The organism is Nocardia takedensis NBRC 100417 (genome assembly GCF_000308695.1).
GTDB classification, from domain to species: domain Bacteria; phylum Actinomycetota; class Actinomycetes; order Mycobacteriales; family Mycobacteriaceae; genus Nocardia; species Nocardia takedensis.
On sequence record NZ_BAGG01000077.1, the window covers coordinates 100,767 to 125,275 of the forward strand.

A 24,509-nucleotide genomic window follows, 5' to 3' on the forward strand; every position below is an offset into this window, starting at 1 on the left:
CGGCAGATTTCGTCACGCGGCGGCGCGGAATCGTAGGCTGGCGGGCATGAACCGTCCGGAGTGGGCCCCGCCGACGACCCGTGCCGAAGCGTTGCTCATGGCGCACGCGGTGGCCGGCGACCCCGAAACCCTCGTCCCGTATCCGCATCCTGGACTCGAGAACGCCGAACACGGAAAAGGTTTCGCCTTCCGCCAGACCATCGCCACCAGCGACGGCGACATCGACGGCTACGTGCTGATCTCCACGGAGGGCTACGGCAGCGGACTGCTGTCCGGGAGCGGACGCACACTGGACGCGGTGATCGCCGCCCACTTGGCCGAAGCGGCGCACGCGAATCGGACCATCCCGGACAGCGCACTCTCGCCCGCTCTGCGCGTCGCCGCGGACGCCTACGACGCCGGCCTCACCAGCGTGGCCGAAGCGCCGGGTCGCGCCGCGCTCGACGACGCCGCCGCCGATTACGCCGACTACGCGCTGCTCACCTTGCGCGGCCACCGCGACCGAACCGTCCCCGCGCGTTCGCTGTTCGCCCGCCACGACCACTTGCTGGAAGGTCCGACCGCAGGCCGCCGCTACACCCGCCCCTGCCCGCGCTGCGGCAGCCCCGCACACTACGAACCCCGCTACCCGCGCGCGGTCTGCGCCGACTGCCGGACCCGCACCACCGACCGCACGGGTCGTCCCGTGAAAGGGTTCAACACCCATATGAGCGGCGGGTTCATCGCCTATTACGCCGACACGGTCGACCCCGCCTCAGAGGAGTGCGTCGAAGTCACCCGGACCGGGGCCTGCCTCATCGGCGGCAGGCCCGCCACCATGGAGGAGGCGTACTTCGGCGGCATCGCCATCCAGATGGTTCCCGAGGACTAGCACCATCCACCGCCGCTACGGTCCCGGCACCAGCCGGATTCTGCGCCTGATCCGGAACGACGCTGAGCATGGTGATCCCAGCGGCGACGACATGTCTCGCGACCGGCCGGTCACCGCGCGTACCCGAATGCCGGCCGGTGGCCCGACGACCTCACGCGGGAGCGCCGAGCGGCGGGTGCTCGAGGACGCGGGGCTTGTACTCGACCAACTGGATGCGGCCGTCGAAGGTGCGGTGCTCGATCATCTCGAGGGCGAGGTCCGGATAGCCGTCGTAGATGCGTTCCGAGCCCGTGGCGCCGGTGATGACCGGGAACATCACGACCCGGAATCGGTCGACCAGTCCGGCGCGCAGCAGGGACCGGGACAGGCTCAGGCTGCCGATCGTGGTGAGCAGCCCCGAACCGCTCGCCTTCATGGCGCGGACCGCCTCGACGGCGTCGTCGCGGACGAGTGTGGCGTTGGCCCAGGTCAGCGGCTCCTCCAGTGAGGAGGAGAACACCACCTTCGACGCTTTGGTGAGCTCGTCGACCGACGCCTCCTCCTCCGGCCGGAACTCGTCCTGGCCATCGGGCACCTGACCGGCCGCGAAGCCCGACATCAGGCGATAGGTGTTCGCCCCCATCAGATACGTGGCCTGCGGCTGCTCGCCGAGCCACGCGAGGTACTCCGGCCCCTCGAGGCCCCAGAACCCGGGCCATCCCTCGCCCGAGGCGTACCCGTCGAGGGAGGTGATGAAGTCGACCAGAAGCTCCGCCATGACGCTGTCCTTTCCTAGGGTGTCGAGAACTATGACCCCCCGGAGCCCCCGAACTCATCGGCCGAGCCCGCACGCATCGTCTCAGAATTTGCCGGTGTGGTGGCGGGTTCGGTGGCCGAGGCAGGCGGTGAGTTCGGTCAGGAAATCGGCGGTGAGGGGTGGCCAGCCCCAGAAGTCGAACGCGAGCGCGCCCAGGGCGAAATCGTCGGCGAAGCGCCAAGCCGTGACGGGGCTCGGTGCGGTGCAGGCGGGGCAGACCACCGGCCCCTCACCTGTGCGTTCCCAGGTCTCGATGGCGTTCGAGAACGGCTGCCACACAACCGGATCGGCTTCCCACCGCCGCGGGTAGTCGATGATGACGGCGGTCTTCCCGCAACGCGGGCAGTTCGCGGAGGCGGGTTCGGTGTCGCCCTGACCGGGATGGTGGGCGTGGCGACCGACGGTGACGGCGACCGGCCCGGGAATCCAGTCCGCACCCCAGTCCCCGGCGATCCGCGACCATTCCGGCCCCGGCACATACCCTCGCTCGACGTGCAGGCTGTACATGGCCTCCCCCGAGGTCTCGCGCAGCAACCACCCCCGCGACACCATCCACTCCACCACGCGCTCGGCGAGCGCACCCGCCTCGGCCGCGTCCACCTCGACATCGACGATCCGCTCGAAGAAATCACCCACCCCGGCATCCTGCCACCCGGCCGACGGTATCTGCTCAGCGCGCTTTCGGCAGTCCGGTAGACCGATGCGGGGCCGCGAACCGGAACGGCCCCGCGCACCCGGGTGATTCGAAAGGGTCGAGGTTGGAACCGCGGGTGGCAGCGGTTCCGACCTCCGGTGGGTGGGTCAGACGGTGGCTTCGATCGGGCGTCGGCGGGCGGGGCCACGTACTGGTCGCGCTTGCCGCCGCAACCGGACGCGACCGCTCGCCGCATCGCCCGACTTTTCCGGACACGGGTGTGTTTCGATGGAACCGTCGTGCGCGCCCGTGCGTCTCACAGAACAGGTGCGAGCGGAGGAAGGGGCGACAGGGATGGCCGTGGAGAGCCCGTTCGGGGCGTATGTGGCGCAGGCCGGGTCGGGGGCGCTGACCGTGCGGATGGAACCGCGGGTCTTCCTCGATCTGGATGCCGCGTGTCAGCGGTTCGTGGACGATCTGACGGTGGCGATGCTCGACGCCCGCGCGCTCGGCGAGAAACAGGGGTGGGGCCTCGGCGAGGACGATCCGCGCCTGACCTCGGCGGTCGAATTGGTGAACTTGTTCCGCGAGAAGGCGTTCGGCGGACCCGACAACGCCTATGACACCCTCGCCGATTTCATCGCGGTCGCCACCGAGTTGCAGACCTTGTTCACCACCCTGCGCGAGACCTACGCGCGCGTCGACGAGGATTTCGCCCGGCGGTTGCGCGAGATCAGGATATGACCGCACGGCAAGGGGTTCCGGCACGGCGTCCGGCGCGCGGGCTCCTCGCGGTGGGCGTGGTCGCGGCGGCGGTCCTGCTCGGGGCCTGCGGGGAAGACGCGACGACACCGACGCCCACGACCGCGAGTGCGACGCCCACGACGTCGGGCGCGGCGGCGAGCACTCCCCCGCGGGCCGAGGCGGGCGGCGAATTCGATCCGTGCGTCGCGCTGACCGAGGGCTTCCTGGCCGAGCACCAGTGGGACGCGCGCGCTCCCGAACGCAAACAGTCGACGGCGGGCGGCCACACCTGGCGCGGCTGCGCCTATCTGACCAGGGCGCGCTACACCTTCCTGGTGCAGACCACCGACACCACCCTGGACCAGGTACGCCGGAGCTTCCCCACCGCGACGGAGGCGAGCTTCGGCGGACGCCGCGCCCTGCGCTACGAGGCACGGCCGGAGACCCCGGGCGGGTGCACGGTCAACATCGAGACATCCGCCGGTTCCCTCTACATCCTCGTGGACGACCCGCGCGGCGCGCATCCGCGCAACCTGTCACCGTGCGACAGCGCCGCGGAGATCGCCGACGCGGTGGCCGGACTGTTGCCCGCCGGGAGCTGAGTCGCCCGGTCCCGACGTCCACGAAACCTGTACCGGCACAGCGAACCACGAACGGGAGATACTGCCGAGATGCCCGAGCCCGCGTCCGATCCGGTCGCCCGTCCGAGTCTGCTCGACTGCTGCCGCGCCGCGGGCGGCATGGTCCGCGGTCTGGTGCGTCCCCGTCCGGTGGACGAGCGATTCCTGCGCACGGTGACCGATGCCGGGCTTCCCACACCGCGCGCGACGGTCGATGTGCGCGCCCTGCCGCAGGTGCCGCGCCTGGTCCCCACCACGGGCGTCGCCGAAGGCGTGTGGCGACCGCGCCGCGTGCCGAGCGTGCTGACCTCGTTCGTGATCCGGCATCCCGACGCGAGCATCCTGGTCGACCCGGCCGTCTGTCGGGACGTGGAACGGCGCGCGCTGTCCCAACTTCCGGGCTTTCTGCGCGCGGCCGTGCGTCCGCCGCGCGACACCGTCGCCACGGTCACCGCGTTGCGCGAACTCCCCGACGCGCCCACCGTGGATTTCGCGCTGCCCACCCACGCGCACTGGGATCACGTGTGCGGTCTGCTGGATCTGCCCGATCTGCCGGTGCGCCTGCACCGCGTCGAACACCGGTGGATCTCCGCGGGCGCGACGGCGCCCGTGGGCGGTGTCCGAGAAGCGCTGCGCGACCGGCCGATCACCCACTACGACCTGGACGGCCCCCCGGTGCTCACCTTCACCCGCAGCCACGATTTGTTCGGCGACGGGTCGGTGGTGCTGGTCGATCTGGCCGGTCACACGCCGGGCAGCGTCGGCGTGCTCGCGCACACCGGGCACGGATGGGTGCTGCTGGCCGGCGACGCCGCCTGGCATCACGTACAGATCGACAAAGTCCGGCAGAAGTCGAGTTTCCCGGGCGATCTGGTCGACGTGGACCGCGACCTGACCTTCCTGACGCTGCACCGCCTGCACTTGGCGCGGCACACCGTGCGCATCGTCGCGACCCACGATCACGACGCGATCCGCGCGCTGCCCGACCCCGCCTGACGGGGCCGGGCGGCTCAGGCGTCGAAGGCGTTCAGGATCTGTTCGGCGGCCAGCGCGGCGGTCAGCGTGCCCGCGCGGACCTGCTGCTCGACCTCGCCGCGCAGGGCCTTGACGGCCGGATTCTGCGCCAGTCTGCGCAGCAATTGGTCGTTGACCATCGTCCAGGTCCAGTCGACCTGCTGACGGCGGCGCTTCTCGTCGAACTCCCCCGCGTCGGTGAGCACCCGCCGGTGTTCCAGGACGGTGTCCCAGAACTTGTCCAGACCGAGCCCTTCCAGGCCGCTCATGGTCAGCACCGGCGGCCGCCACAGCGCGTCGTGCGGGTGGATCAGGCGCAGCGCGCCCGCGAGTTCGCGGGCGGCGGCCTTGGCCTCGATCTCGTGCTTGCCGTCGGCCTTGTTGACCGCGACCAGATCGGCCAGTTCCAGCACGCCCTTCTTGATGCCCTGCAACTGGTCACCGGTACGGGCCAGGGTGAGGAAGCAGAACACGTCGACCATGTTGGCGACCGTCACCTCGGACTGGCCGACACCGACGGTCTCCACCAGGATCACGTCGTAGCCCGCCGCCTCCAACAGCACGATGGTCTCGCGGGTCGCCTTCGCGACGCCGCCGAGCGTGCCCGCGGTGGGCGAGGGGCGGATGAAGGCGTCGCGTTCCAGCGACAACCGCGCCATACGGGTCTTGTCGCCGAGGATGGAACCGCCCGTGCGGGTGGAGGACGGGTCCACCGCCAGCACCGCGACCCGGTGCCCCTTGCCGATCAGCGACATGCCCAGCGCGTCGATGAAGGTCGACTTGCCGACGCCGGGCACACCCGTGATGCCGACCCGGTTGGAGACCGCGGCCGTGGCCGAATCCCCTTCCTGCGGTGTCAGTTCCAGCAGCAGTCGCTGGGCGAGGTCCCGGTGGTCGGCGCGGGTGGATTCGACCAGGGTGATCGCGCGCGCCAAGGCGGCCCGGTCACCGGACCGGACCGACTCGGCGAGTGCGTCGACATCGATGCCGCGGCGTGTGGCCACTCCGGGTCCAGTGGCCGACCCTGCCTCGGTCATTCGCCCGCGCCGTGGCCGAGGGCGGCCCCCAGCTTCTTCAGCAGGTCGATCGCCGCGTCGGCGATCACGGTGCCGGGCGGGAAGATCGCGGCCGCGCCCGCCTGGTAGAGCTCCTCGAAGTCACCGGGCGGGATGACGCCGCCGACGATGACCATGATGTCGGGGCGACCGACATCGGCCAGTGCCTGCCGCAGGGCGGGCACCAGCGTGAGGTGGCCGGCCGCCAGCGAGGACACGCCGACGACGTGCACGTCGTTGTCGGCCGCCTGCCGCGCCACCTCTTCGGGGGTCTGGAACAGCGGGCCCACGTCGACGTCGAAGCCGAGGTCGGCGAAGGCCGTGGCGATCACCTTCTGGCCGCGGTCGTGGCCGTCCTGACCCATCTTGGCGACCAGGATGCGCGGACGACGTCCTTCGGCCTCGGCGAATTCCTCGACCAGTCCACTCGCGGCGGTGATGTTGGTGACCTTTCCTGCCTCGTCCCGGTACACACCCGAGAGGGTACGGATCTCGGCCTGATGCCTGCCGTAGACCTTCTCGAGGGCGTCGGAGATCTCGCCGACCGTGGCTTTGGCGCGCGCGGCGTCGATGGCCAGGGCCAGCAGGTTGTTCTCCATGCCGCCTTCGGACGAGGCGGCGGCGCGGGTCAGTTCGTTCAGCGCGCGCTCGACGGCGTCGGCGTCGCGTTCCTCACGCAGCCTGCGCAGTTTGTCGATCTGCTCGGCGCGCACCCGCGAGTTCTCGACCTTGAGAACCTCGACCTGCTGGTCCTCTTCGACCTGGTACTTGTTGACGCCGATCACCGGCTGCTGGCCGGTGTCGATGCGCGCCTGGGTGCGGGCCGCGGCCTCCTCGATGCGCAGCTTCGGGATGCCTTCGCCGATGGCCTGGGCCATGCCACCGTGTGCCTCGACCTCGGCGATGTGCGCGCGGGCCCGGTCGGCCAGCTGGTGGGTCAGCCACTCGACGTAGTAGGAACCGCCCCACGGGTCGATCGGGCGGGTGGTGTTGGACTCCTGCTGGATGAGCAGCTGGGTGTTGCGGGCGATGCGGGCCGAGAAGTCGGTGGGCAGCGCCAGCGCCTCGTCCAGGGCGTTGGTGTGCAGCGACTGGGTGTGCCCCTGGGTCGCGGCCATCGCCTCGATGCAGGTGCGCGCCACGTTGTTGTAGGCGTCCTGCGCGGTCAGCGACCAGCCCGAGGTCTGCGAATGGGTGCGCAGCGACAGCGATTTCGCGCTCTTCGGGTTGAACTTCGCGACCAGTTCGCTCCAGAGCAGGCGCCCGGCCCGCAGTTTGGCGACCTCCATGAAGAAGTTCATGCCGATCGCCCAGAAGAACGACAGCCGCGGCGCGAACTTGTCGACCTCCATGCCGGCGTCGATGCCCGCGCGGATGTACTCGACACCGTCGGCCAGGGTGTAGGCCAACTCAAGATCGGCGGTCGCGCCCGCTTCCTGGATGTGGTAGCCCGAGATCGAGATCGAGTTGAACTTCGGCATCTTCGCGCTGGTGTAGGCGAAGATGTCGGAGATGATCCGCATGGACGGCTTGGGCGGGTAGATGTAGGTGTTGCGGACCATGAACTCTTTCAGAATGTCGTTCTGAATGGTTCCGGCCAACTGTTCGGGGGTGACGCCCTGTTCCTCGGCGGCCACCACGTAGAGGGCGAGGATCGGCAGCACCGCGCCGTTCATCGTCATCGACACCGAGACCTGGTCCAGCGGAATGTGATCGAAGAGCTGGCGCATGTCCAGGATCGAGTCGATCGCCACGCCCGCCATGCCGACATCGCCCTGCACGCGCGGGTGGTCGGAGTCGTAGCCGCGGTGGGTGGCCAGGTCGAAGGCCACCGACAGGCCCTTCTGGCCCGCCTGGAGGTTGCGGCGGTAGAAGGCGTTGGAGTCGGCCGCCGTGGAGAAGCCCGCGTACTGGCGGATGGTCCACGGCTGATTGACGTACATCGTCGGGTACGGGCCGCGCAGGAACGGCGCGACGCCGGGCACGCTGTCGAGCGGGTAGCCCTGCTCGACCACCGCGTCGCGGTCGGCCTTGGTGAACACCGGCGGCACGTCGATGCCCTCCGGGGTCGACCAGATCAGTTGTTCGGGCGCGTAGTTCGTGGCGGCGGCCGCCTCGGCGACGAAGCGCTCTTTCTGCCCGGCGTCCACGTCGGCGGCCTCGGGGGCGCGCTCGTGCAGCGGCACATCGGCGAAACTGCCGATCACGTGGTCGACTTCGCGTGTGGTCATCAGGCTCCCACCTTCTCCAGCAGGTCGGACAGCGCCGCGACCGCGTCGATCTTCGCGGCCAGGAATCCGTCCGGGCGCTGGGTCTCACTCAGCTCGGCGACGGCCTTGGCGGCCCCGGCCAGCAGTACCGTCGTCACGCCCGCCGCGCGCAGGGCCTCGGCGGCGGGGCCCGCTTCGGTGGCGTAGCGCTTGTCCGCGCCGCACAGCACCGCGATCGACGCGCCCGCTTGTTTCGCGGCCGCGGCGATTCCGTCCACCGCGAGCGGACCGGGGTTGACCGATTCGATGCCGCCCGAGGCGAGCAGGTTGGCGATGAACGTGACGCGCACGTTGTGCTCGGCGACGGTGCCCAGCGGCACCAGCAGCGCCTTGGGACGCGACCCGTGCGCGGCCAAGTGGGCGTCGGAGCGGTCACGCAGGCTCTCGAAGGACGCGCCGTAGCGGGCGGCCAGACCCGCGGCCCGCGCCTGCTCCGAGAGCGGCTTCTCGGCCAGATTCGGGAATTCGTTGACACCGGTCACCGCGAAACGGCGGTGCGCCACGTCGGCGTCGCGCGCGGTCCGGGTGGCCTCGATCTTCTCGGCCAGCGCTCCGGATTCCAGCGCGGCCAGGTAGCCGCCCGCGGCCTCGATCTCACGCATGAACGTCCACGCCGCGCCCGCCAGCGCCGAAGTCAGCTCCTCGACGTACCAGGAACCGGCGCCGGGATCGCGCACGTGACCCAGGTGCGACTCCTCGAGCAGCAGCAACTGGGTGTTGCGGGCCATGCGGTCGGCGAAGGACTTCGACACGCCCAGCTCGCCCGGGGGCAGCGCGGCGTCGAAGGGCAGCACGGTGACGGTGTCCGCGCCGCCGACGCCCGCGCCGAAGGCGGCCAGCGTGGTGCGCAGCATGTTCACCCACGGATCGCGCTGGGTCATCATCGCCGCGGAGGTGACCGCGTGCTGGGGCGCGCCGCCGAAGTCGGGGGCGCCGCAGACCTGGGCGACCCGCGCCCACAACTGCCGGGCCGCGCGGAACTTGGCGATGGTGGCGAACTGGTCGTCGGTGGCGGCGAAGCGGAAGGCGAGTTGCCCGAGCGCGTCGGCGATGTCGACGCCGTCGGCGGTCAGCGCGCGCAGGTATTCGAGTCCGGCGGCGACGGCCGCGCCCAGTTCCTGGGCGTCGGAGGCACCCGCGTCGTGGAAGGCGGTGCCGTCGACGGTCAGGGCGCGGACCGTCTCCGGGCGCGCGATCGCGGCGCGGGCGAGGGCGAGGGCTTCGGACAGCTCGACATCGGCGACGCCGGCGAAGCGGCTGGTCAGCGGGGCGGCGCCGAGGGCGACCACGACGGCCGAGCGATCCGGGGTCCGGTAGTCGTCCAGCGCGGTGTAGAGGTGGCCTGCGGCCGCGGTGACCTGTGCGCCCGCCCGCAGCGTCAGCGGGGCCAGCTCGAACAGCAGGCCGGCCACGGCGGCGGGCACCTGGTCCACCGGAACTCCGCGCTCGCCCGCGTCCAGCCACACAGCGCTGTGACCGACCTCGAGACCCGCCAGGATCTCGCGGTTGGCGGCGGCGCCGTCGGCGGCGGTGACCGGAGCGGTCACGTACCACCCCTGGTGCACGTCGCGCAGGGCGTCGCGGCCGCGCACGAACGGGAACGCACCGGGCAGCGGCTGCTCGGGCAACTCGTCGCGTCGGGTGTACAGGGGGGCGACGGTGAGTCCGTCGTAGGTGGTCTCCGCGAGCAGGTGCTCGGGTTCCTCCGGCAATTCCGCGATATCGACCCGACGGGTCTTCGCCAGCACGCCGGCCACTCCCTTACGCCAAGCGGCGTACTCAGGCACCGGCGTCGCGGCCGGATCTGAAGCAATCGGCACTGCTTTCCCTCTCCACTCGAGCCGGGCACACCGCTGGTGCACTCTCGCAACACCAGCATTCGCCCAGCTCAGCGAGCACTTCGGTTAACGAGCATTCGCCTCGTTTCCACTGATGCTAGCGCCATCACGCCTGACGGTTGACGCTGACCGCCACTACCAACCGGTAACCTGTCGCGGGTGACCTGGCTCTCGCGCAACCGGCGTATCGTCGCGCTGCTGTTCGGCCTCGGCGTCGTCTTCGTCGTCGCGATGCCGGCCCCGCTGCCCACCCCGCAGCGTATCCAGGACTGGGCCGGGTCGGCGGGCCCTTGGTTGCCGCCGGTCTTCTTCGTGATCTACGCCCTGGCCGCGACCGCGCCGATCCCGCGCACGGTCCTCACGATCAGTTGCGGCATTCTGTTCGGCTCGTACCTGGGCAGCGCGATCGCGCTAGGGGCCACCACCGTGGCGGCCGCACTGGCCCTGCTGCTGGTGCGGGCGCTGGACCGCGACCAGGTCGCCTCCCGCCTGACCCACCCCGCCGTCCGCGCGATCGACGCGCGCCTGGAACGACGGGGATGGTTGGCCGTGGGCTCGCTGCGACTGATCTCGTTCGCGCCGTTCTCGATCGTCAACTACTGCTGCGGGCTGTCCTCGGTCCGTTTCTGGCCGTATCTGATCGCCTCGCTGGTGGGATCACTGCCGGGCACCGTGGCCACCGTGATCCTCGCCGACGCGCTCACCGGCGGGACCCATCCCGCCATGCTCGTCGTCTCGGGGATCTGTATCGCGGTCGGCCTGCTCGGGCTACTGGTCGACGCGCGGTGGAATCCGCCGCCGCTGCCCGCACTCGACGCGAGGAAAACGGTCGCGGAATCCGCGCGTTGAATTGAACCAACCGGTCGGATAATTTTGTCTGGACAATTCCGCGCGAACTCGGCATTCACCACGAAACGCGCCGCCGAATCGTCGCGAGTTTCGTTTTCCGGACAGCGCGGGCACGCCCCCGAAAACCCCCGGCGGATTCGCGCCGCGACCACCTCTCCGTCGCGGCGGGTCCACCCGTTCGCACGTGCCCGAAATGTGATGTAACAGCCACACGGACCGGCCCGACTATCACTGCGCCGCCGAAATGCGGTGCCGCCGAACGCGGATCGGAACCCGACCCGCCGCTCGGAATTCACTTACCGCGCGTGTCGAATTCAGATGGGGATGATCGTGACGACTCCGATGCTGTCCAAAGGCCAGAACGCACCGCTCCCGGAGGAGGCGACCGGAATCGACGTGGTGCTCGGATGGACCGAATCCGATATCGAGGTCGACGCGTCCGCGCTGCTGCTCGGCGCCGGCGGAAAGGTCGGCTCCGACGCCGATTTCGTGTTCTACAACCAGCCCGAATCGGCCGACGGCTCGGTGCGCTTTCTCGGCCGTTCCACCACCGAGGACGGCGCGCAGGCCCGCATCGCGATCGACCTGACGACGGTCCCCGCGGGCGTGGAGACGATCGCGCTGGCGGGCAGCGTCGCCACCGGCACCTTCGGCGACCTCGGCAAACTCGCCTTCCGCGTGGTGGATTCGGCGGGCTATCTGCTGGCCGAGTACGTCACCGCCGACGCCACCGTCGAATCGGCCTTCGTCTTCGGCGAGATCTATCGGCGAAGCCCGCCACCAGGCGCGCGGGAGAAGTCGGCCGGCGTTCGGGAGTTCGCACCGCCAAGCGGGTGGCCCGCAAACCCAAGCCGATCAAGTTCGAACTCGCCGAGGTCGACACCTGGCAGCCCGCGCGACTGTTCTCGGTGTTCGGGGTCGGGGCGGGCGAGGAGCAGGAACAGCGCGCCACCTCGGCGTTGATCGCCACCATGCAGGCGGTGCGGCCGTTGGCGCGGGCGCTGTGCGCGCGGATGGGCGCGCCCGCGGGCGCGTTCGAGGGATACGTGGAGGTGCGCTACGAGCGCGGGGATTCCACGGTCATCCCGGACGCGGTGCTCAAGGTCGTGCGGGGCGGGCGGGTGTGGACCGGCCTGCTCGAGGTCAAGACCGGCACCGGAAAACTGCGGCGCGAACAATTGGAGAGCTACCTCGACGTGGCCCGTCGCAAGAAGTACGACGCCGTCATCAGCCTGACCAACGACGTTCCCGCGGGTGCGGGCGAACTGCCGGTCGAGGTCGACCGCCGCAAACTCGCCAAAGTGGCACTGCGGCACCTGTCCTGGGCGGAGGTCGCCCACGAGGTCAGGATGCTGCTCGCGCACGGCGGCATCGAAGACGACCTGCAAACGTGGCTGACCGGGGAATTCCTGCGCTACCTGGAACATCCACGCTCGGGGGTCACCGAATTCGTGGACATGGGCAGGCACTGGGTCGCGGTCCGGGAGGCGATCACGGCGGGTACCCTGCGCGCGGGCGACCAGAAGGGCGCGGCGGTCGCCGAACGGTGGGTGTCGCTGTCGCGGCACCTGGCGCTGCGACTGACCGCCGAACTCGGCGTCACCGTCAAACACGTGCTGCCGCGCAGGCACCAGTCCGACCCGGCCGCCCGCAACGCCGCCGTCGCCGACCGACTGGCCGCCGACGGCGTGTTCGAGGCGGTGCTGCGCATCCCCGACACCGCCGGCGACCTGGTGGTGGTCGCGGATGTGCGGACCAATCGGATCCGCTGCCGGATCGCGCTGGACGCCCCCGACGAGGGCACCCCCGGTCGTCGGGTCTCGTGGCTGGTGCGCCAACTGGCCGACGCGCCGGGCGAGGTCCAGGTCGAGGCGAGTTTCGCCGAACGCGGCGGGGTCACCTGCGAACTGCTCAGCACGGTGCGGACGAATCCGAAGACGCTGACCGAGGGACGCTCCGGACCACTGGCGACTTTCGGGCTGGAACAGGCTTTCACGATGGGCGGCAGGCGATCCGGCACCGCCGCGAGTTTCATCACGACGGTGACCGCCGCGGTGGACGCGTTCTACGGTTCGGTGGTGCAACCGCTGCGCGGGTGGGTGCCCGCCGCGCCGAAGCAGTCCGACGCGCCCGCACCCGATGCCGCGGGCGGCGCGGCGGGATGAGGCCCGCCCGCACCGCCCGCACCGCCCGAGCCGTCGGCGATGCCGGGGTGCGGCGGATCAGCGGGCCGCGCTGGCGGTGAGGTCGTCGAGCAGGATCATGACCTCGCCGCTGCGCTTGACGATCTCGGTGAGGCGCAGCCGCAGACCGAGCACGGCGGCGTCGGTGAGCGGCGCGGTGAGCACGTGCTCGGCGCGCTGCCATTCCGCGCCCGCGGACACCCGGCCCAGCAGCACTTCGGCCGGGTCCTCGGCGGTGCCGACGCGGGCGTAGACGTGCAGCGCGGCGTGCGGCGAGCGGATCCACAGGTTCAGCCCGCCCAGCAGGCCCGGGATCTCGAAACTCTTACCGGGCTTGGGCGTGAGCTCGATGTCGAGGCCCTCGGCGGCCGCGCGGACCAGCAGGGCCACGGCGCGGTGGTCGGCGCCCGCCGCACCGTCGGCGTACTTGCCCGGATTCTTGCTGGGAGCCCCCTCCACGAAAGTGGTGATATGCGTGCGGTCCGCGCCCGGACCGGCGAGATCCCAGTTGTTCTTGCTCTCGAAGTCGTCCAGCAGCACCTCGACCGATGCGTCCGACATCCCCGTGTTCCCTTCCTGGTGTTGAGCCGAACCGGTGCCGGTTCACCTGCACGGTACGCGCCCGCGAATCCGACTGCGCCCCAACCTCGGCGTGCCATTCCCGGCGGGTTGCCCGTGAACCCGGATTGTGTGTTTCCTCTCGAAAACATCTCCGCTGACGCGAAAACTCACGCGCCCGAGCGGGACTGGGCGAGAATGGTCGTGCCGAGATCCGGCATCGAGGGGATGTGTCGGCGCGTCGGCGCCGACGGAAAAGTGGGGAAAGACAATGACAGTGAAGAAGTTCGCCGCCACTGCTCTACTCGCGGTCGCCGCGACCGGCGTCACCGCGGGCGTGGCCGCGGCACAACCTGTTCCATCGTCGGAATTCGCCGTGCGCGGGGTCGATCGCGGCGTCAGCTACGTCGCCGCGCCCACCGCCGACGGCCGGGGAATCACCGCCACCGTCGAGTCGGGACGGTTCCTGCCGGCCGCCGACAGTCGGTCGGTGACCCTCACCGACGCCGCGGGCGCCGTGGTCGCCACCGTGCCGCTGGGCCTGCAGGCCGCGGGCACGACGATCGCGCTCACCCCCGGCATCGACGCGGACGGCCGCACGCTGACGCTGCGTCCGCACGCCGAGGCCGCCCAGACCGCGCAGGCGATCGACGAGGCCGCCGACACCTTGGCCCGCAAGCAGTACAACGCGGGCGTGGGCGCGGTGATCGGCGCGGGCATCGGCGCGGTCATCGGGTTCTTCCTCGGCGGCGTCGGCGCGCTGGTCACCGTCCCGATCGGGGCGGGCATCGGAGCGCTGATCGGCTACTCCACGCCGTGACCGCGCGTCGCCGGTGCGCGCCCGCCGCGCACCGGCGACCCCGGGCGGCCCTTCCGTCCGCTCGCCCCGGCCGGCTACGATGACCAAGCGCTCGCTCGTGTCAGCCCAGCCCGCGTCGCCGCGGGCATCCGCACGCGCGGGCCGTCGAATCCGGAGGAAGGACAGCACGTGAAGCGCAACCTCAACTGCCCCTGCGGCGAATCCATCGTCGGCGTGGACGAGGACGACCTGGTCGCCAAGACCCAGGCCCACCTCGCCGAGAAGCACCCCGGCCACGACTACAGCCGCGAAGAGATCCTCTTCATCGCCTACTGAGCTTCATCGCCCAGTTGTCGTTGGATGCCCTGCGCGTCGCGCACCCGGTCCTCGGCCATCCGCAGCACCAGATCCCCGCGGCGCACCCCGGCCTGTTCGGCCGGTCCGCCGCGCACCACTTCGACCACCCGCACCCCGGTCGAGGCGCTGGCGCGTTCGGCGAGTTCGACGCGGGCACCCCGACCACGCCGAGATAGGCCCGCCGGATGCGCCCGTCGGCGCGCAAGGTGTCCACGATGCGGCGTGTGGTGGCGTTGATCGGCACCGCGAGCCCGAGTCCGACCCCGGCCACGCGCGTCACCACCCCGATCACCCTTCCTCGCGAATCGGCCGGCGCGCCACCGCAATTCCCCGGCACCGAGGCCGCGTCGGTCTGGATGACGTCCTCGATGACGCGCCCCGCCCGGCGCGAGGACACCGGGACGGCGCGACCCAGCGCGCTCACCACGCCCGCGGTCACCGACCCCGCCAAGCCGAGCGGACTGCCCACCGCCACCACCAGTACCAGGATGCGCGCGCCGTATCGGGGACACGCCGAATTCGACTCCGGCACGGATGAATTCGAGGCATCGCCCCCGTGAACGGACGGTGCGCCTAGCGCGGACCGCCGCGTCGCGCGACGTACACCGAGACCGCGACGACGGTCAGCACCGCGGCGGGCAGCGCGATCAGCACGCCGTACTCCCAGTCCGGCAGGCCGGCGCGCAAGCCGTAGAGCGCGGCGAGCAGGGTGGGGGTGAGCAGCGCGGCGGTGACGGTGGTCAGCACCTTCACCGTCCGGTCGCGATCCACGTCCAGATGCGCGCGCAGCGATTCCAGCGTGTAGCGCACCCGGTCGTGCTCGAGGTGCGCGTGCTCGGTGACGCTCTCGATATCGGCGATCAACCCCGCCATCGGCGCGTCGAGTTCGGGGGCGTGCACCCCGACCTGACCGCGCAGATGCCCCGCCGCCCTGGACAGATACCGCTGGGTCTCGCGCACCTTGGCCAGATCGGCCTCGATGCCGTTCAGGCTCGCCGACGCCGACCGCAACCGCGCCCCGGCGGGCCCCCGGTTGTCGGCCGCGGCGTCGAGTTCGGCGCGCACGCTCGCCAGGCGCAGGCCCTCCGCGTCCACGATCCGCTCGCAATGCTGGTTCAGCGCCCACAGCACCGCGTACATCACCCCGCGCGAGGAGGCCGTCAACAGGGGTTTGCGCCCCATCAGCGCGATCGCCTCGTCGAAGGGCGCGAACGGCTCCGACGGTTGCAGCGTCACCAGGAACTCCTGGCCGAGAGCGAAGACGATGATCTCGGCGGTCAGCGCGTCGGGCGCGCCCGCGGGAAAGCCGAGACCGCCGTCGCGGTGGTGCACCACCACCGGCAGGTAGAGGAAATCCCCTGCCCCGCGGGCGTGGTCCTCGAAGTCGACGCCCAGTCGATGGCGCAGTTCGGTCGCGGTCTCGGTGTCGCCGACCGACAGCGGAATCCAGTATTTGCCCAGTACTTCGGTATCGAACCGGTCGAAGGGCATGCTCGTGTGGAACCTGTCCAACGGTGCGGGCGCGGTGGAGGATCGCACCGCTATCCGCCCCGCGGTCGTGCCGGCGGTGTGCCCTGTGTTGCCATGGCGAGATACTCCAGACTCGGGAGGTCGGTCGGATGGGCCGCGCGCCACGGCGCACGAATTGCGCGGTCCCACATTAGAAACCGAGGAGTACTCACGTCAATCGGGACACAGGTTTCGCGGCGGACATTACGATGTCCGCTCGGTCACCGAGGGGGCGCGCAAGTGCGGATCCTCCAGCGCGGCGGGCCATCTGTCGATCCCGGTCGGCGGCAGGATCGGCGGGTTCAGCAGGGCACGAACCCGACCCGCGTAGTCCTCCCCCGCCACCTCGCTGCCCGATTCGAGCGGATTCATCGTGTCGGCGGCGGCCAGCCACCCCGCCGCCTGCCGCCAGACCTCCACGCGGTTCAAGGGGTCGTTCGCATCGGGTTCCAGCACCACGCCGCCGTATTCGGGCGCGAGGAGCAACGCCGAACCGAGATGCCGCAGGCACCGGCCCGTCCCCCGCTCGTCGGCCAGTGCCCGGTAACCGTTGAGCGCGGTCAGCCAACTACGCAGCGCGGGCGCGGAATCACCGCGCATCCAGCACAGGACACCGGTGATCTCGTGGGCGTGCACTCGTCCGCCGGGATCGCGGCCACGCTCGGTCCGGGAGAAGACCAGATCCAGCCGGTCCTCGGCCGCTTCCAGCCTGCCGCGCCGCAACTCGACCACGGCCAGGTTGATCAGGGTGCAGACCTCGGCGCTCACATCGGCGCGCGGTTGTGTCCACCAGACCCGTTCGAGGCGGGGAGCGGCGGCGTCCGGCAGCGGCCACCGACCGCGCAGATCACGTTGGGCCCTGTCGTGTACCCAGCGCGCGGTGATCGATGTGGACCACTGCCGGGGACGGAAACGCCGAGGCCGGAACCGCCACGATCGCGTACTGCGCGGTCGAATCAGTCGGCGGCGCACAAGGAACCGATGAAGCCGTCTCGGCAACAGGCGAGGTCGCGGTCCGACCCGCAGATCATGCCCCGCCCGCACCGCGAGCAGGTCGTGATGCAGCGGGAAGCGCCGCATCCGGGGAATCCGGCACACGAGGTCGCACAGGACGCGGAACTCGGCGGGCGGCTCGGCGGCCGAGCCGACGTACCAGACTTCCAGGGCGTCGAGGATGCGTACCAGGTCGGGCAGCGACGAGTCGGGCACGGTGCGGCGCGCGGCCGCGGTGCCCGCACATCCTCGGATCACCGCGCGCAGCATCGGTTCGGTCGTCGAGAACCACCGCCGGGCCGACAGCGCGTGGTCGAGGTGATCGGAGGCGACCGCCCAGGCACTCGCGCGGTCGGCGTAGCGGCGCAGCAGAGCGCACAGCGCCGCGGCCCAGGCCGGGTCCGCGCGCATGAGCGCGACGCCCGAAGTGGCCGCGGGATCCGAAGCAACCAGCGGCACTTTCGCCAAGCGATACCCCCAGGCGTCCACCGGGACCAGCACGCCGAGTGACACCAGGTGGTCGCGTAGCGCGGTCGCGGTCCGGAAACGTCGCCTCGCGGTGGTCGCCGGGAGATGGTCCGGCGCGTCCGCGATCGCCGCCAACACGACCAGCAGCGTCGCGTTGTCGTATTCCCGCAGTGGCAGGTCGCGCAGGATGGCCGCCTCGACACTGTTCATCGGCAGGCGATCGGGCTCGGCCGGAGGTGGCCGCGGCGGTACGCCCGCGACCTCCGGTCCCAGATCCTCCAGGTCCTCGAGCAGTTCCAGGCGGTCCGCGAGGCGCTCGTCGTCCCGTCGGCGCCCGAGCCAGCGATAGCCCGCGAAGACCAGCCCGCCCGCGACCAGCAGCACCGAGAAGATGCGCAGGGTGCCGGCGAGGGTCTTGACCACTTCGGTGTCGCCGAAGGAGTTCACGACCAGGTTGCGGCCCAGTTCCAGGGTGATCGCCGAGGACAGGACGGGGGCGGAGCCGAGGATGCCGCGCCACAGGGTGGAGCGGGGTGCGCCGCGGGCGGTCACGGGTCGGTTCTGGGGTGTGGTCATCGCACCGCGCCTCCGGTCAGTCCGGGTACCAGCCAGCGCCGCCAGGTGAGGACGAGCAGCAGGACGGGGACGGCGGCGGAGAGCAGCGATCCGGCGGCCAGGCGCGCGGAGTTCTCCTCGAACTGGCGGGCTTCGCCCCACATGAGCAGCGACCACGGACTGCCGCCCGCGCCGCCGAGCAGGAATCCGACGCAGAAGTCGTTCCACACCTGGATGAGTTCGAGGACCGCGACCGCGCCGAGAGCGGGCCAGGTGGTGTCCAGGACGCGGCGCACGGTCGTGGCGGGGGTGGCGAGGCCGTGCAGGGCTTCGGCGGCGGGGCTGTCGGCGGGGGCCAGCAGTGCGGCGCGCAGGATGAGGATCGCGATCGGGATGCCGGCGGCGGCATGCACCAGGATCAACGGGCCTTGGGTGCCGGACAGGCCGCTGCGTTCGACCGCCCAGGCGATGGGGCCGAGGTAGGTCTGCACCGGCAGGACCGCGAGCACTACCAAGGTCACCACCGCCAGGCGGGCCCGGGTGCTGCCGGTGCGTCCCGCGGCGAGTCGGTGGGCGGCGGGGACGGCGGCGGTGACGACCAGCAGTGTCGCGAGCACGGCCACCCACGCGGTGGTGGCCAGCGAATGCAGCAGCGCTTGGTCGCGGGGCAGGCCGGTGAGCGCGTCGAGTTGGAATCCGTAGGGGCCGTAGAACACCGCGATCCCCAGGACCAGCAGCGGGGCGGTGAACAGCACGAACACGAGGACCGCGAGTACGCGTCTGCCGAATCCGGAGCGTTCGCGGATCGCGCGGACACGGACGGCGCTGCCGCCGGTCGGGGCCGGGCGTTGGCTGCCGATGTCGGTTTGGAAGTACCAGGCGATGGCGCCGACGAGGGCGGCCAGCGGCAGCGCGTAGACGGCTTCCGGGCCGACACCGGATTCCGGGTCACCGGCCAGCCGCCACCAGAACACGGTCGCGCCCTGGTTCCACTCCTGCAACGGCCACGGTACGCCGATCAGCACCACGTCGAACATCCGCGCGGCGGCCACGCCGATTCCCGTGGCCAGGACCAGCACCACCGGGCGCAGTTCGCGCAGCAGTCGCTTGCCGTGCTCCCACCGGTCCGCACCGACCTCGTCCAGGTGCGCCGCGCGCACCGGATCGGACCGCACGGCCTGGATGCCGTCGCGCAGCAGCGCGGTGGCGAACCCGAACCAGGTCCACGCGAACGCGACGGGCGGCAGCAGGAAGAACCAGGCGGTCATCGTGGAATCGCTGCCGATGTCGAGGAATTCGGCCACCCGCTGGAAGATCAGGCGGAAGGCCACCCCCGACACCAGGGCGGCCACGGCGCAGGGCGCGACCAGCGGCAGCCACAGCCACCACCGGTCCCCGATCCGCAGGGCCACGAACAGCGCGGTCGCGACCACGGCGACGGACACCAGCACCACCAGCAACGTGTAGAGGTAGGCGATCGCGCCCGTCGGGGTGAGCGCGAACCCCACGCCCGCCGCCGCGCCCGCGACCACCGCGCCCGTCACCGTGAACAGGATCAGCTTCTGCCGATCGCGCCGCTCCGCCTGCTGCCGCTGGTCGGGGGTTCGCTGTCCGCGCGGTGTGTCCACGCGCGGTAGTCGACGGCGCACCAGCACCGCGCAGATCACCGCGACCACGCCCACCGCGCACCACAGCGGCACCTCGGGGGTGGTGGCGACGGCGAACCCGACGGTGACGGCGCTCGGCACGATCAGCACCGCGGTCACCAGCAGCACGGCGGGCGCCGACCACAGCAGGCTCACCCAGCGGATCGGATGGCCGCCGGGCACCGGCGCGCCGCGCATCGGCCGGGTCGCCAGTTCCAGTACCAGCCCGTGCGATCGGATCTCGGAATTCGCGCTCACCGATGCCGCCGTTCGATCTCGTCCAGTCTGCGCACGGCCTGCTCGACCGCGGGTTCCACCGCGCCGGCCCGATCACCCACCCGGCGGAGGAAATCGGTGAGCACCGGCCACAGCCCGTCGCGTCCGCCCATCGCGCCGACCCGCTCGGACAACTCGAAGACCCGGTGTTCGGCCAACTCCGCGATCACCGGACGCAGGAACGGCGAATAGTCCGCCACCGTCTGGTGATTCGGCCCGAGGAACCCGCCGTACCGCTCGATCCACGGTTTCGGGGCCGCGGCGGTGCTCAGCGCGGCGACCACCTCCCCCGCGGCGGACGCGGCGCGCGAGGTCACCACCGCCACGTCGCCGCCGACGATGCGGGGACGCGTCCCGCCCGCGCGGATGGCCGGGAACCACGTGGTGCCGACGACGTCGTCCGGGCGCTTCGCGTGGCGCAGGCATCGGCGCACGATCGGTTCGGCGAAATCGGGCATCACGACCATCACGGCGGTGCGGTGGTCGAACACCTCGCGCACCGCGTCCGGGAACTGGCGGGTCAGCGCGTGACCGACGCCGCGCGCGGAGGGCACGCTCCACAGCGCGCCCAGGTAGCCGAGCGCGGCGCGCACCGAGGGCCGGTCCCAGCGGCGCGGCACGATGCCGTCGGCCAATTCGTCGTAGTCCTCGGGTGATTCGGCGCGGAGCATGTTCTCGAAACTGTCGGTGAGCACCCAGCCGTCGGCTCCCGCCAAGGCCAGCAGGCGCACCGGCGCGTCGGACAACCCCTCGGCCGCGCGGATCCAGTCCTGGACCGTCCAGGCGTCCGGGTCGCCGAGTCCGTAGCGGCGCACCGCTTCTCGGTCGTACCAGACCAGCGATTTCGCCGACGCCTTGAACGGCACGCCGTAGGGCAGTCCTTCGTGGTACAGCAGTTCGCGCCAATAGTCGGCGTAGCCCGGCGACCACAGTTCCGGTTTCAGCGCCTGGAGCCTGCCACGGGCGGCGAGCGCGCCTACCCGCCCGACCTGCGGCATCATCACGATGTCGGGGGCGGCGGCGCCCGCGGAACTGACCGCGGTGTCGATGTCGTCGCCCAGCGGCACCACCTCGATGTCGACCGGCGTCGCCAGATCGGCCAGCACCGTGCGGAAGGCCGCCAATTCCGCGCCGCTCCAGGCGACGGCGACGCGCACCGAGCCCGAATCGACGGTCAGGCCGGGAGCGCAGCCCGCCGCCAGAGGCAGCAGCATCCCCGCTCGCAGCAACGATCTCCGCGAGACCATGAACCCCCGATGCCGTTTCCGGACAGTGGGTTCCGATTATGCTCGCCGCGCCGCGCTCGCGCAGCGGCATTCGCGCGGCGGGCTGCCCCCAGTTCCGGTGGCAGAGCGGGAGAACGGATTCAGCGGTCGCCGCGGGCGGCCGCGTGCACCGCGACCAGACGGGCCGCGCGAATGGCGTCCCAGAGCGGGCGCAGCAGCGCGTCCTGCGCCCCGATGGCGCTGGCCGAGGTCGGCGAGGAGGCCGGTTCCCGCTGCGCGACAGTGAGAATCGCGGCGACGTGGTCGGCGGTGTCGAGAATGCGTCTGGCGCGCAACGGAATCGACTCCGGGTAGTCGTGGCGCGAATAGTCGGCCAGTTCGGCCTCGATCAGCTCGCGCGGATCGGAGTCGACCGCGCCGACGGCGGTGGTGTGCAGTTTCATCAGCGCGTCGGCCGCGTCCCGGACGGCCTCGCGCATCGTGTACTCGGCCTCCCCCAGCGCCATCTCCGGCCCCGGCTCGGGCGGGATCGGCACGCTGTAGATCGTCCACTGCACGGTGTCCTCTTCGACCCACAGCGGAATCAGGCCGATGCCCTCCGCGCCCGGCGCGCCCACCAGCAGTCCTTCGCCCGCCTCGACCGCGTCGGTGGCGAACACCGTGCCCACCGGCAGCCCCCGCACATCGCCGGGCACCGGCAGCACCAACCGCAGCCACGCCTCCGCACCGGCCGCGGCCTCCCGAATCACCTTCAGCAGCGCCATCATTCCGCTGCCCGCGACCGCGCCGCGCGAGGACCACGGCAGGTCGGAGCGACCGCCGGTGACCGGGTCACCCGCGGCGATGGTGTGGGTGGGGGCCCAAGCCTGTAGGGCCCCCAGCACATCGTCGGGCGCACTGGTGCCTGCCAGCCAGGAGCCGGCCCACACCGTGAGCGTGGCACTAGGAGAGCACATAATCACCGAGCATAATGGGTGCGCCGCGACGGCGGGCGGCTGTGGCACAACCCTGGTGAGCTGCGGATCGATCCGACCCGCCGGTTCCGCCGCCCCGAAATCCAGGCCCCTGGACCGCCCTCGCGCGTGCTACTCGGGTTCGGTGACGAAATCGATGAGCCGCTCCACCGCCCCGAGGAGCGGCGATTCCAGGTCACGGAAGCCTGACACGCTCTCGTACACGCGACGCCAGCCCTGCTGCGGAGTACCCCACCCGAGCCTGCGGCAGACGCCGGTTTTCCAGTCCTCCCCGCGCGGCACCGAGGGCCACGCCCGGATCCCGACCGCCGCCGGGCGCACCGCCTGCCACACGTCGATGAAAGGATGACCGGTGACGAGCACGTGCGGGCCGAGACCGGTGGTGAGCTGGGTCTCCTTCGACCCTTGGACCAAGTGGTCGACCAGGACGCCGACGCGCCTGCCCGGCCCCGGACCGAAGTCGGCGAGCCGCGCGGCGAGGTTGTCCAACCCTTCGAGATGTTCGACCACCACCCCCTCGACCCGCAGATCGTGACCCCACACCCGTTCGACCAAAGCGGCGTCGTGCACGCCCTCCACCCAGATCCGGCTGCCCCGCGCGACCCGGGCGCGCAGGCCCTCCACCCGGGTCGACCCGGACGCCGACCGTTCGGGGGCACGCGGCGCGGCGGCCGGTTTGGTCAACGTCACCGGTTCGCCGTCGATCAGGAACGCGGCCTCGCGCAACGCGAACAGTCGCACCGCGCCCCGCGCGTCCTCGAGTCGAACGAACTCACCGTCGTAGCTGCGTTCGAAACCGACCACGGCCCCGCAGAATCCGGTCGCGGCGTCCTCGACCACCAGGTCACGCTCGGCCACCACCGTCGGGACGGCCCGCTTCCGCGTCCGGGGATGTCCGGAGAAGATGTCACCGTATTCGCGCCCGCTCACGCCCACGAAACTAACATCGGCGGTCACAGACTGTTGGCCAGCAACGCGTACTGCGCGGCGACGCGTTGGCGCACATCGGGTTCGCTGTCGCCCGCCACCGCCGCCACGTAACGCTTGTAGGTGAGGAAGCACTGGTAGCGGTACTGGGTCTCGGTGTCGCCGCGCCGATTCAGGTGCTGGCACGTCGCGCCGGGCACCTCGTGCGGGGCCTCCACCGGATCGAATTCGTCACCCGCGCCCGCCATCAGATCCGCCGCCAGCGCGGGCGCGTTCGCGGCGTCGGCCACCCGCAGCACCCAACTGTTGTCGATCACCGCCACCGACTGCACACCGCGCGTCTGCACCGTACGCGCCATCACCGCCTGATTCGAGTCGCCGTGCACCAGCGCCGAGGGCGGATGCACCACGAAGTAGTCGGGGTCGACCTCCCGGTCCCGGTCCTCGACCACCACCCGGGCCAGCATGTTCTCCGGGTCGACACGCAACGAGTCCAGTCGGTTCACCGGCGTTGGGGCGAACGCGCGCACCGCGGGCACCTCCACCCGCAACGTATTGCCCACCCATTTCAGCAGGTCCTGTTCCTCGGCGGCGGGCCGCGAGACGAACACGAACAACACGTATTCGCCGACCGCGACGAAGGCTCCCATATTCGCCACCCCCGGCCGCCAGTGGATCAACGCGTCCGGATAGTCGGGGTGACGCACCCGCCGGTTCTGCTCCGGCGCCACCTGGAAATCGACGTCCTCCAGGTCGCGGGCGGCCTGCGCGGCGACCGACGCGCTCGGGAAACGCATCAGCAACTGGAGCACGATGGTGTCCGGACTCGGACCGGTGTGGGTCTCCTCGAACGGGACGAACGGACGGTCCGCGCCCATCGCCCGGTAGGCCACCACCATCTCGTGCCGATCCAGCACCGGCTGCGACACCGTCGCCAGATAGCCCGCCACCGCGCCCGCGCTGTCGGCCACCACCCCGGAATCCACGCCCGCGCTCAACGACGGATCGATCCGATAGACCGGCGCCAGCGCGTCGGCCATCCGCACCCCTTCGAGCACCGCGCCGCCGCCGTGCGAATCCTGTTCGTAGACATGGCGATCCACCGGGTACGGCCCGACCTCCAGGCCGCGCACGTCCGGTTCGCCCGCGACCGGGGCCCCCGGCACCCCGCAGGCGGTCAACAGCGCCACCAGCGCGGTTCCCGCGGCCAACAACGTCATCCGTGCTCGGAGCATCTCGGTGGTATCCCTCGTGAGTCGGTGCGGCGGTGGCACCTCCCAACCGCCTACACCGTCATCGCGACGCGCCCGTCCGGCGCAACCGACACCGCGCGCCCGGACCTATTCC

At 71.1% G+C, this 24,509-nt stretch carries 21 protein-coding genes and 2 pseudogenes; 8 read left to right on the forward strand and 15 right to left on the reverse strand.

Annotated features, from left to right (window positions below):
- The first annotated feature begins 46 nt into the window (after positions 1-46).
- On the forward strand, positions 47-871 hold the full coding sequence (locus tag ON30_RS37550; protein WP_051029433.1) for an Rcat domain-containing protein: 825 nt from the start codon (positions 47-49) through the stop codon (positions 869-871).
- A gap of 151 nt (positions 872-1,022) precedes the next feature.
- Here the strand turns inward: ON30_RS37550 and ON30_RS16405 are convergent, their stop codons facing one another.
- Positions 1,023-1,628 carry a dihydrofolate reductase family protein gene (locus tag ON30_RS16405; protein WP_040708118.1) on the reverse strand — a complete coding sequence of 202 codons (606 nt, stop codon included), beginning with the start codon at positions 1,626-1,628 and terminating at the stop codon, positions 1,023-1,025.
- An 81-nt stretch (positions 1,629-1,709) separates the two neighbouring features.
- The gene (locus ON30_RS16410; protein WP_040708120.1) at positions 1,710-2,303 is read right to left on the reverse strand and encodes a hypothetical protein; all 594 of its coding nucleotides are present in this window, start codon (positions 2,301-2,303) and stop codon (positions 1,710-1,712) included.
- A 352-nt stretch (positions 2,304-2,655) separates the two neighbouring features.
- Here ON30_RS16410 and ON30_RS16415 point away from each other — a divergent pair, with 352 nt between their 5' ends.
- The 3 genes from ON30_RS16415 (at position 2,656) to ON30_RS16425 (ending at position 4,661) form a co-directional block, all read left to right on the forward strand.
- Positions 2,656-3,045 (forward strand): hypothetical protein, encoded by a 390-nt coding sequence (locus ON30_RS16415; RefSeq protein WP_040708121.1) that lies wholly within the window; start codon positions 2,656-2,658, stop codon positions 3,043-3,045.
- Positions 3,042-3,647 carry a DUF3558 domain-containing protein gene (locus ON30_RS16420; RefSeq protein ID WP_083911440.1) on the forward strand — a complete coding sequence of 202 codons (606 nt, stop codon included), beginning with the start codon at positions 3,042-3,044 and terminating at the stop codon, positions 3,645-3,647. The genes ON30_RS16415 and ON30_RS16420 overlap by 4 nt, the downstream gene beginning before the upstream one ends.
- Positions 3,648-3,716: 69 nt before the next feature.
- Complete coding sequence (locus ON30_RS16425) at positions 3,717-4,661, forward strand: MBL fold metallo-hydrolase (protein ID WP_051029434.1); 945 nt, start codon at positions 3,717-3,719, stop codon at positions 4,659-4,661.
- A 14-nt stretch (positions 4,662-4,675) separates the two neighbouring features.
- On the opposite strand, the gene meaB is transcribed toward ON30_RS16425, so the two are convergent.
- The 3 genes from meaB to ON30_RS16440 are packed head-to-tail and all read right to left on the reverse strand — an operon-like array spanning position 4,676 to position 9,824.
- Positions 4,676-5,716, reverse strand: coding sequence for a methylmalonyl Co-A mutase-associated GTPase MeaB (gene meaB / locus ON30_RS16430; RefSeq protein ID WP_040708124.1), 1,041 nt, complete (start codon positions 5,714-5,716; stop codon positions 4,676-4,678).
- The gene (scpA, locus tag ON30_RS16435; RefSeq protein WP_040708126.1) at positions 5,713-7,965 is read right to left on the reverse strand and encodes a methylmalonyl-CoA mutase; all 2,253 of its coding nucleotides are present in this window, start codon (positions 7,963-7,965) and stop codon (positions 5,713-5,715) included. Before scpA ends, meaB begins: the two co-directional genes overlap by 4 nt.
- Positions 7,965-9,824, reverse strand: a complete 1,860-nt coding sequence (locus tag ON30_RS16440; protein WP_083911441.1) for a methylmalonyl-CoA mutase family protein — start codon at positions 9,822-9,824, stop codon at positions 7,965-7,967. Before ON30_RS16440 ends, scpA begins: the two co-directional genes overlap by 1 nt.
- 177 nt (positions 9,825-10,001) lie before the next feature.
- Between ON30_RS16440 and ON30_RS16445 the strand changes: the two genes are divergently transcribed.
- Positions 10,002-10,691 carry a TVP38/TMEM64 family protein gene (locus ON30_RS16445; RefSeq protein WP_063719891.1) on the forward strand — a complete coding sequence of 230 codons (690 nt, stop codon included), beginning with the start codon at positions 10,002-10,004 and terminating at the stop codon, positions 10,689-10,691.
- Positions 10,692-11,021: 330 nt separating this feature from the next.
- Positions 11,022-12,856: pseudogene (locus ON30_RS16450) on the forward strand (TerD family protein).
- 57 nt (positions 12,857-12,913) lie between these two features.
- Here ON30_RS16450 and ON30_RS16455 read toward each other — a convergent pair.
- Positions 12,914-13,435 carry a hypothetical protein gene (locus tag ON30_RS16455; RefSeq protein ID WP_040708130.1) on the reverse strand — a complete coding sequence of 174 codons (522 nt, stop codon included), beginning with the start codon at positions 13,433-13,435 and terminating at the stop codon, positions 12,914-12,916.
- Between the two features lie 268 nt (positions 13,436-13,703).
- Between ON30_RS16455 and ON30_RS16460 the strand changes: the two genes are divergently transcribed.
- Together ON30_RS16460 and ON30_RS36925 are read left to right on the forward strand one after the other, a co-directional pair.
- The gene (locus ON30_RS16460) at positions 13,704-14,252 is read left to right on the forward strand and encodes a DUF8020 domain-containing protein (RefSeq protein ID WP_040708132.1); all 549 of its coding nucleotides are present in this window, start codon (positions 13,704-13,706) and stop codon (positions 14,250-14,252) included.
- 168 nt (positions 14,253-14,420) lie between these two features.
- Positions 14,421-14,567: a hypothetical protein gene (locus tag ON30_RS36925; RefSeq protein ID WP_063719892.1), complete on the forward strand. Its 147-nt coding sequence runs from the start codon at positions 14,421-14,423 to the stop codon at positions 14,565-14,567.
- On the opposite strand, the gene ON30_RS41115 is transcribed toward ON30_RS36925, so the two are convergent.
- The 9 genes and pseudogenes from ON30_RS41115 to ON30_RS16500 form a co-directional block, all read right to left on the reverse strand.
- Positions 14,561-14,695, reverse strand: coding sequence for a PDZ domain-containing protein (locus ON30_RS41115; protein WP_245554082.1), 135 nt, complete (start codon positions 14,693-14,695; stop codon positions 14,561-14,563). The two genes, ON30_RS36925 and ON30_RS41115, sit on opposite strands and share 7 nt — an antisense overlap.
- 233 nt (positions 14,696-14,928) lie before the next feature.
- Positions 14,929-15,120, reverse strand: a pseudogene (locus ON30_RS42070) (hypothetical protein); the annotation flags it as partial.
- A 41-nt stretch (positions 15,121-15,161) separates the two neighbouring features.
- A complete protein-coding gene (locus ON30_RS16470; RefSeq protein WP_040708133.1) occupies positions 15,162-16,079 on the reverse strand; it encodes a CorA family divalent cation transporter in 918 nt (305 codons plus the stop codon).
- Positions 16,080-16,301: 222 nt separating this feature from the next.
- Entirely contained in the window at positions 16,302-18,134 is a 1,833-nt protein-coding gene (locus ON30_RS16475) for a hypothetical protein (RefSeq protein WP_040708134.1), read from the reverse strand.
- Positions 18,131-20,017 carry a hypothetical protein gene (locus ON30_RS16480; protein ID WP_040708135.1) on the reverse strand — a complete coding sequence of 629 codons (1,887 nt, stop codon included), beginning with the start codon at positions 20,015-20,017 and terminating at the stop codon, positions 18,131-18,133. Before ON30_RS16480 ends, ON30_RS16475 begins: the two co-directional genes overlap by 4 nt.
- Positions 20,014-21,249 (reverse strand): ABC transporter substrate-binding protein, encoded by a 1,236-nt coding sequence (locus ON30_RS16485; protein ID WP_157183755.1) that lies wholly within the window; start codon positions 21,247-21,249, stop codon positions 20,014-20,016. The genes ON30_RS16480 and ON30_RS16485 overlap by 4 nt, the downstream gene beginning before the upstream one ends.
- Before the next feature lie 152 nt (positions 21,250-21,401).
- Positions 21,402-22,217, reverse strand: coding sequence for an Rv1486c family protein (locus tag ON30_RS16490; RefSeq protein ID WP_040708137.1), 816 nt, complete (start codon positions 22,215-22,217; stop codon positions 21,402-21,404).
- 129 nt (positions 22,218-22,346) lie between these two features.
- The gene (locus ON30_RS16495) at positions 22,347-23,165 is read right to left on the reverse strand and encodes a DUF3097 domain-containing protein (RefSeq protein ID WP_040708188.1); all 819 of its coding nucleotides are present in this window, start codon (positions 23,163-23,165) and stop codon (positions 22,347-22,349) included.
- Between the two features lie 23 nt (positions 23,166-23,188).
- Complete coding sequence (locus ON30_RS16500) at positions 23,189-24,397, reverse strand: DUF7373 family lipoprotein (RefSeq protein WP_040708138.1); 1,209 nt, start codon at positions 24,395-24,397, stop codon at positions 23,189-23,191.
- Between the last annotated feature and the right edge of the window lie 112 nt (positions 24,398-24,509).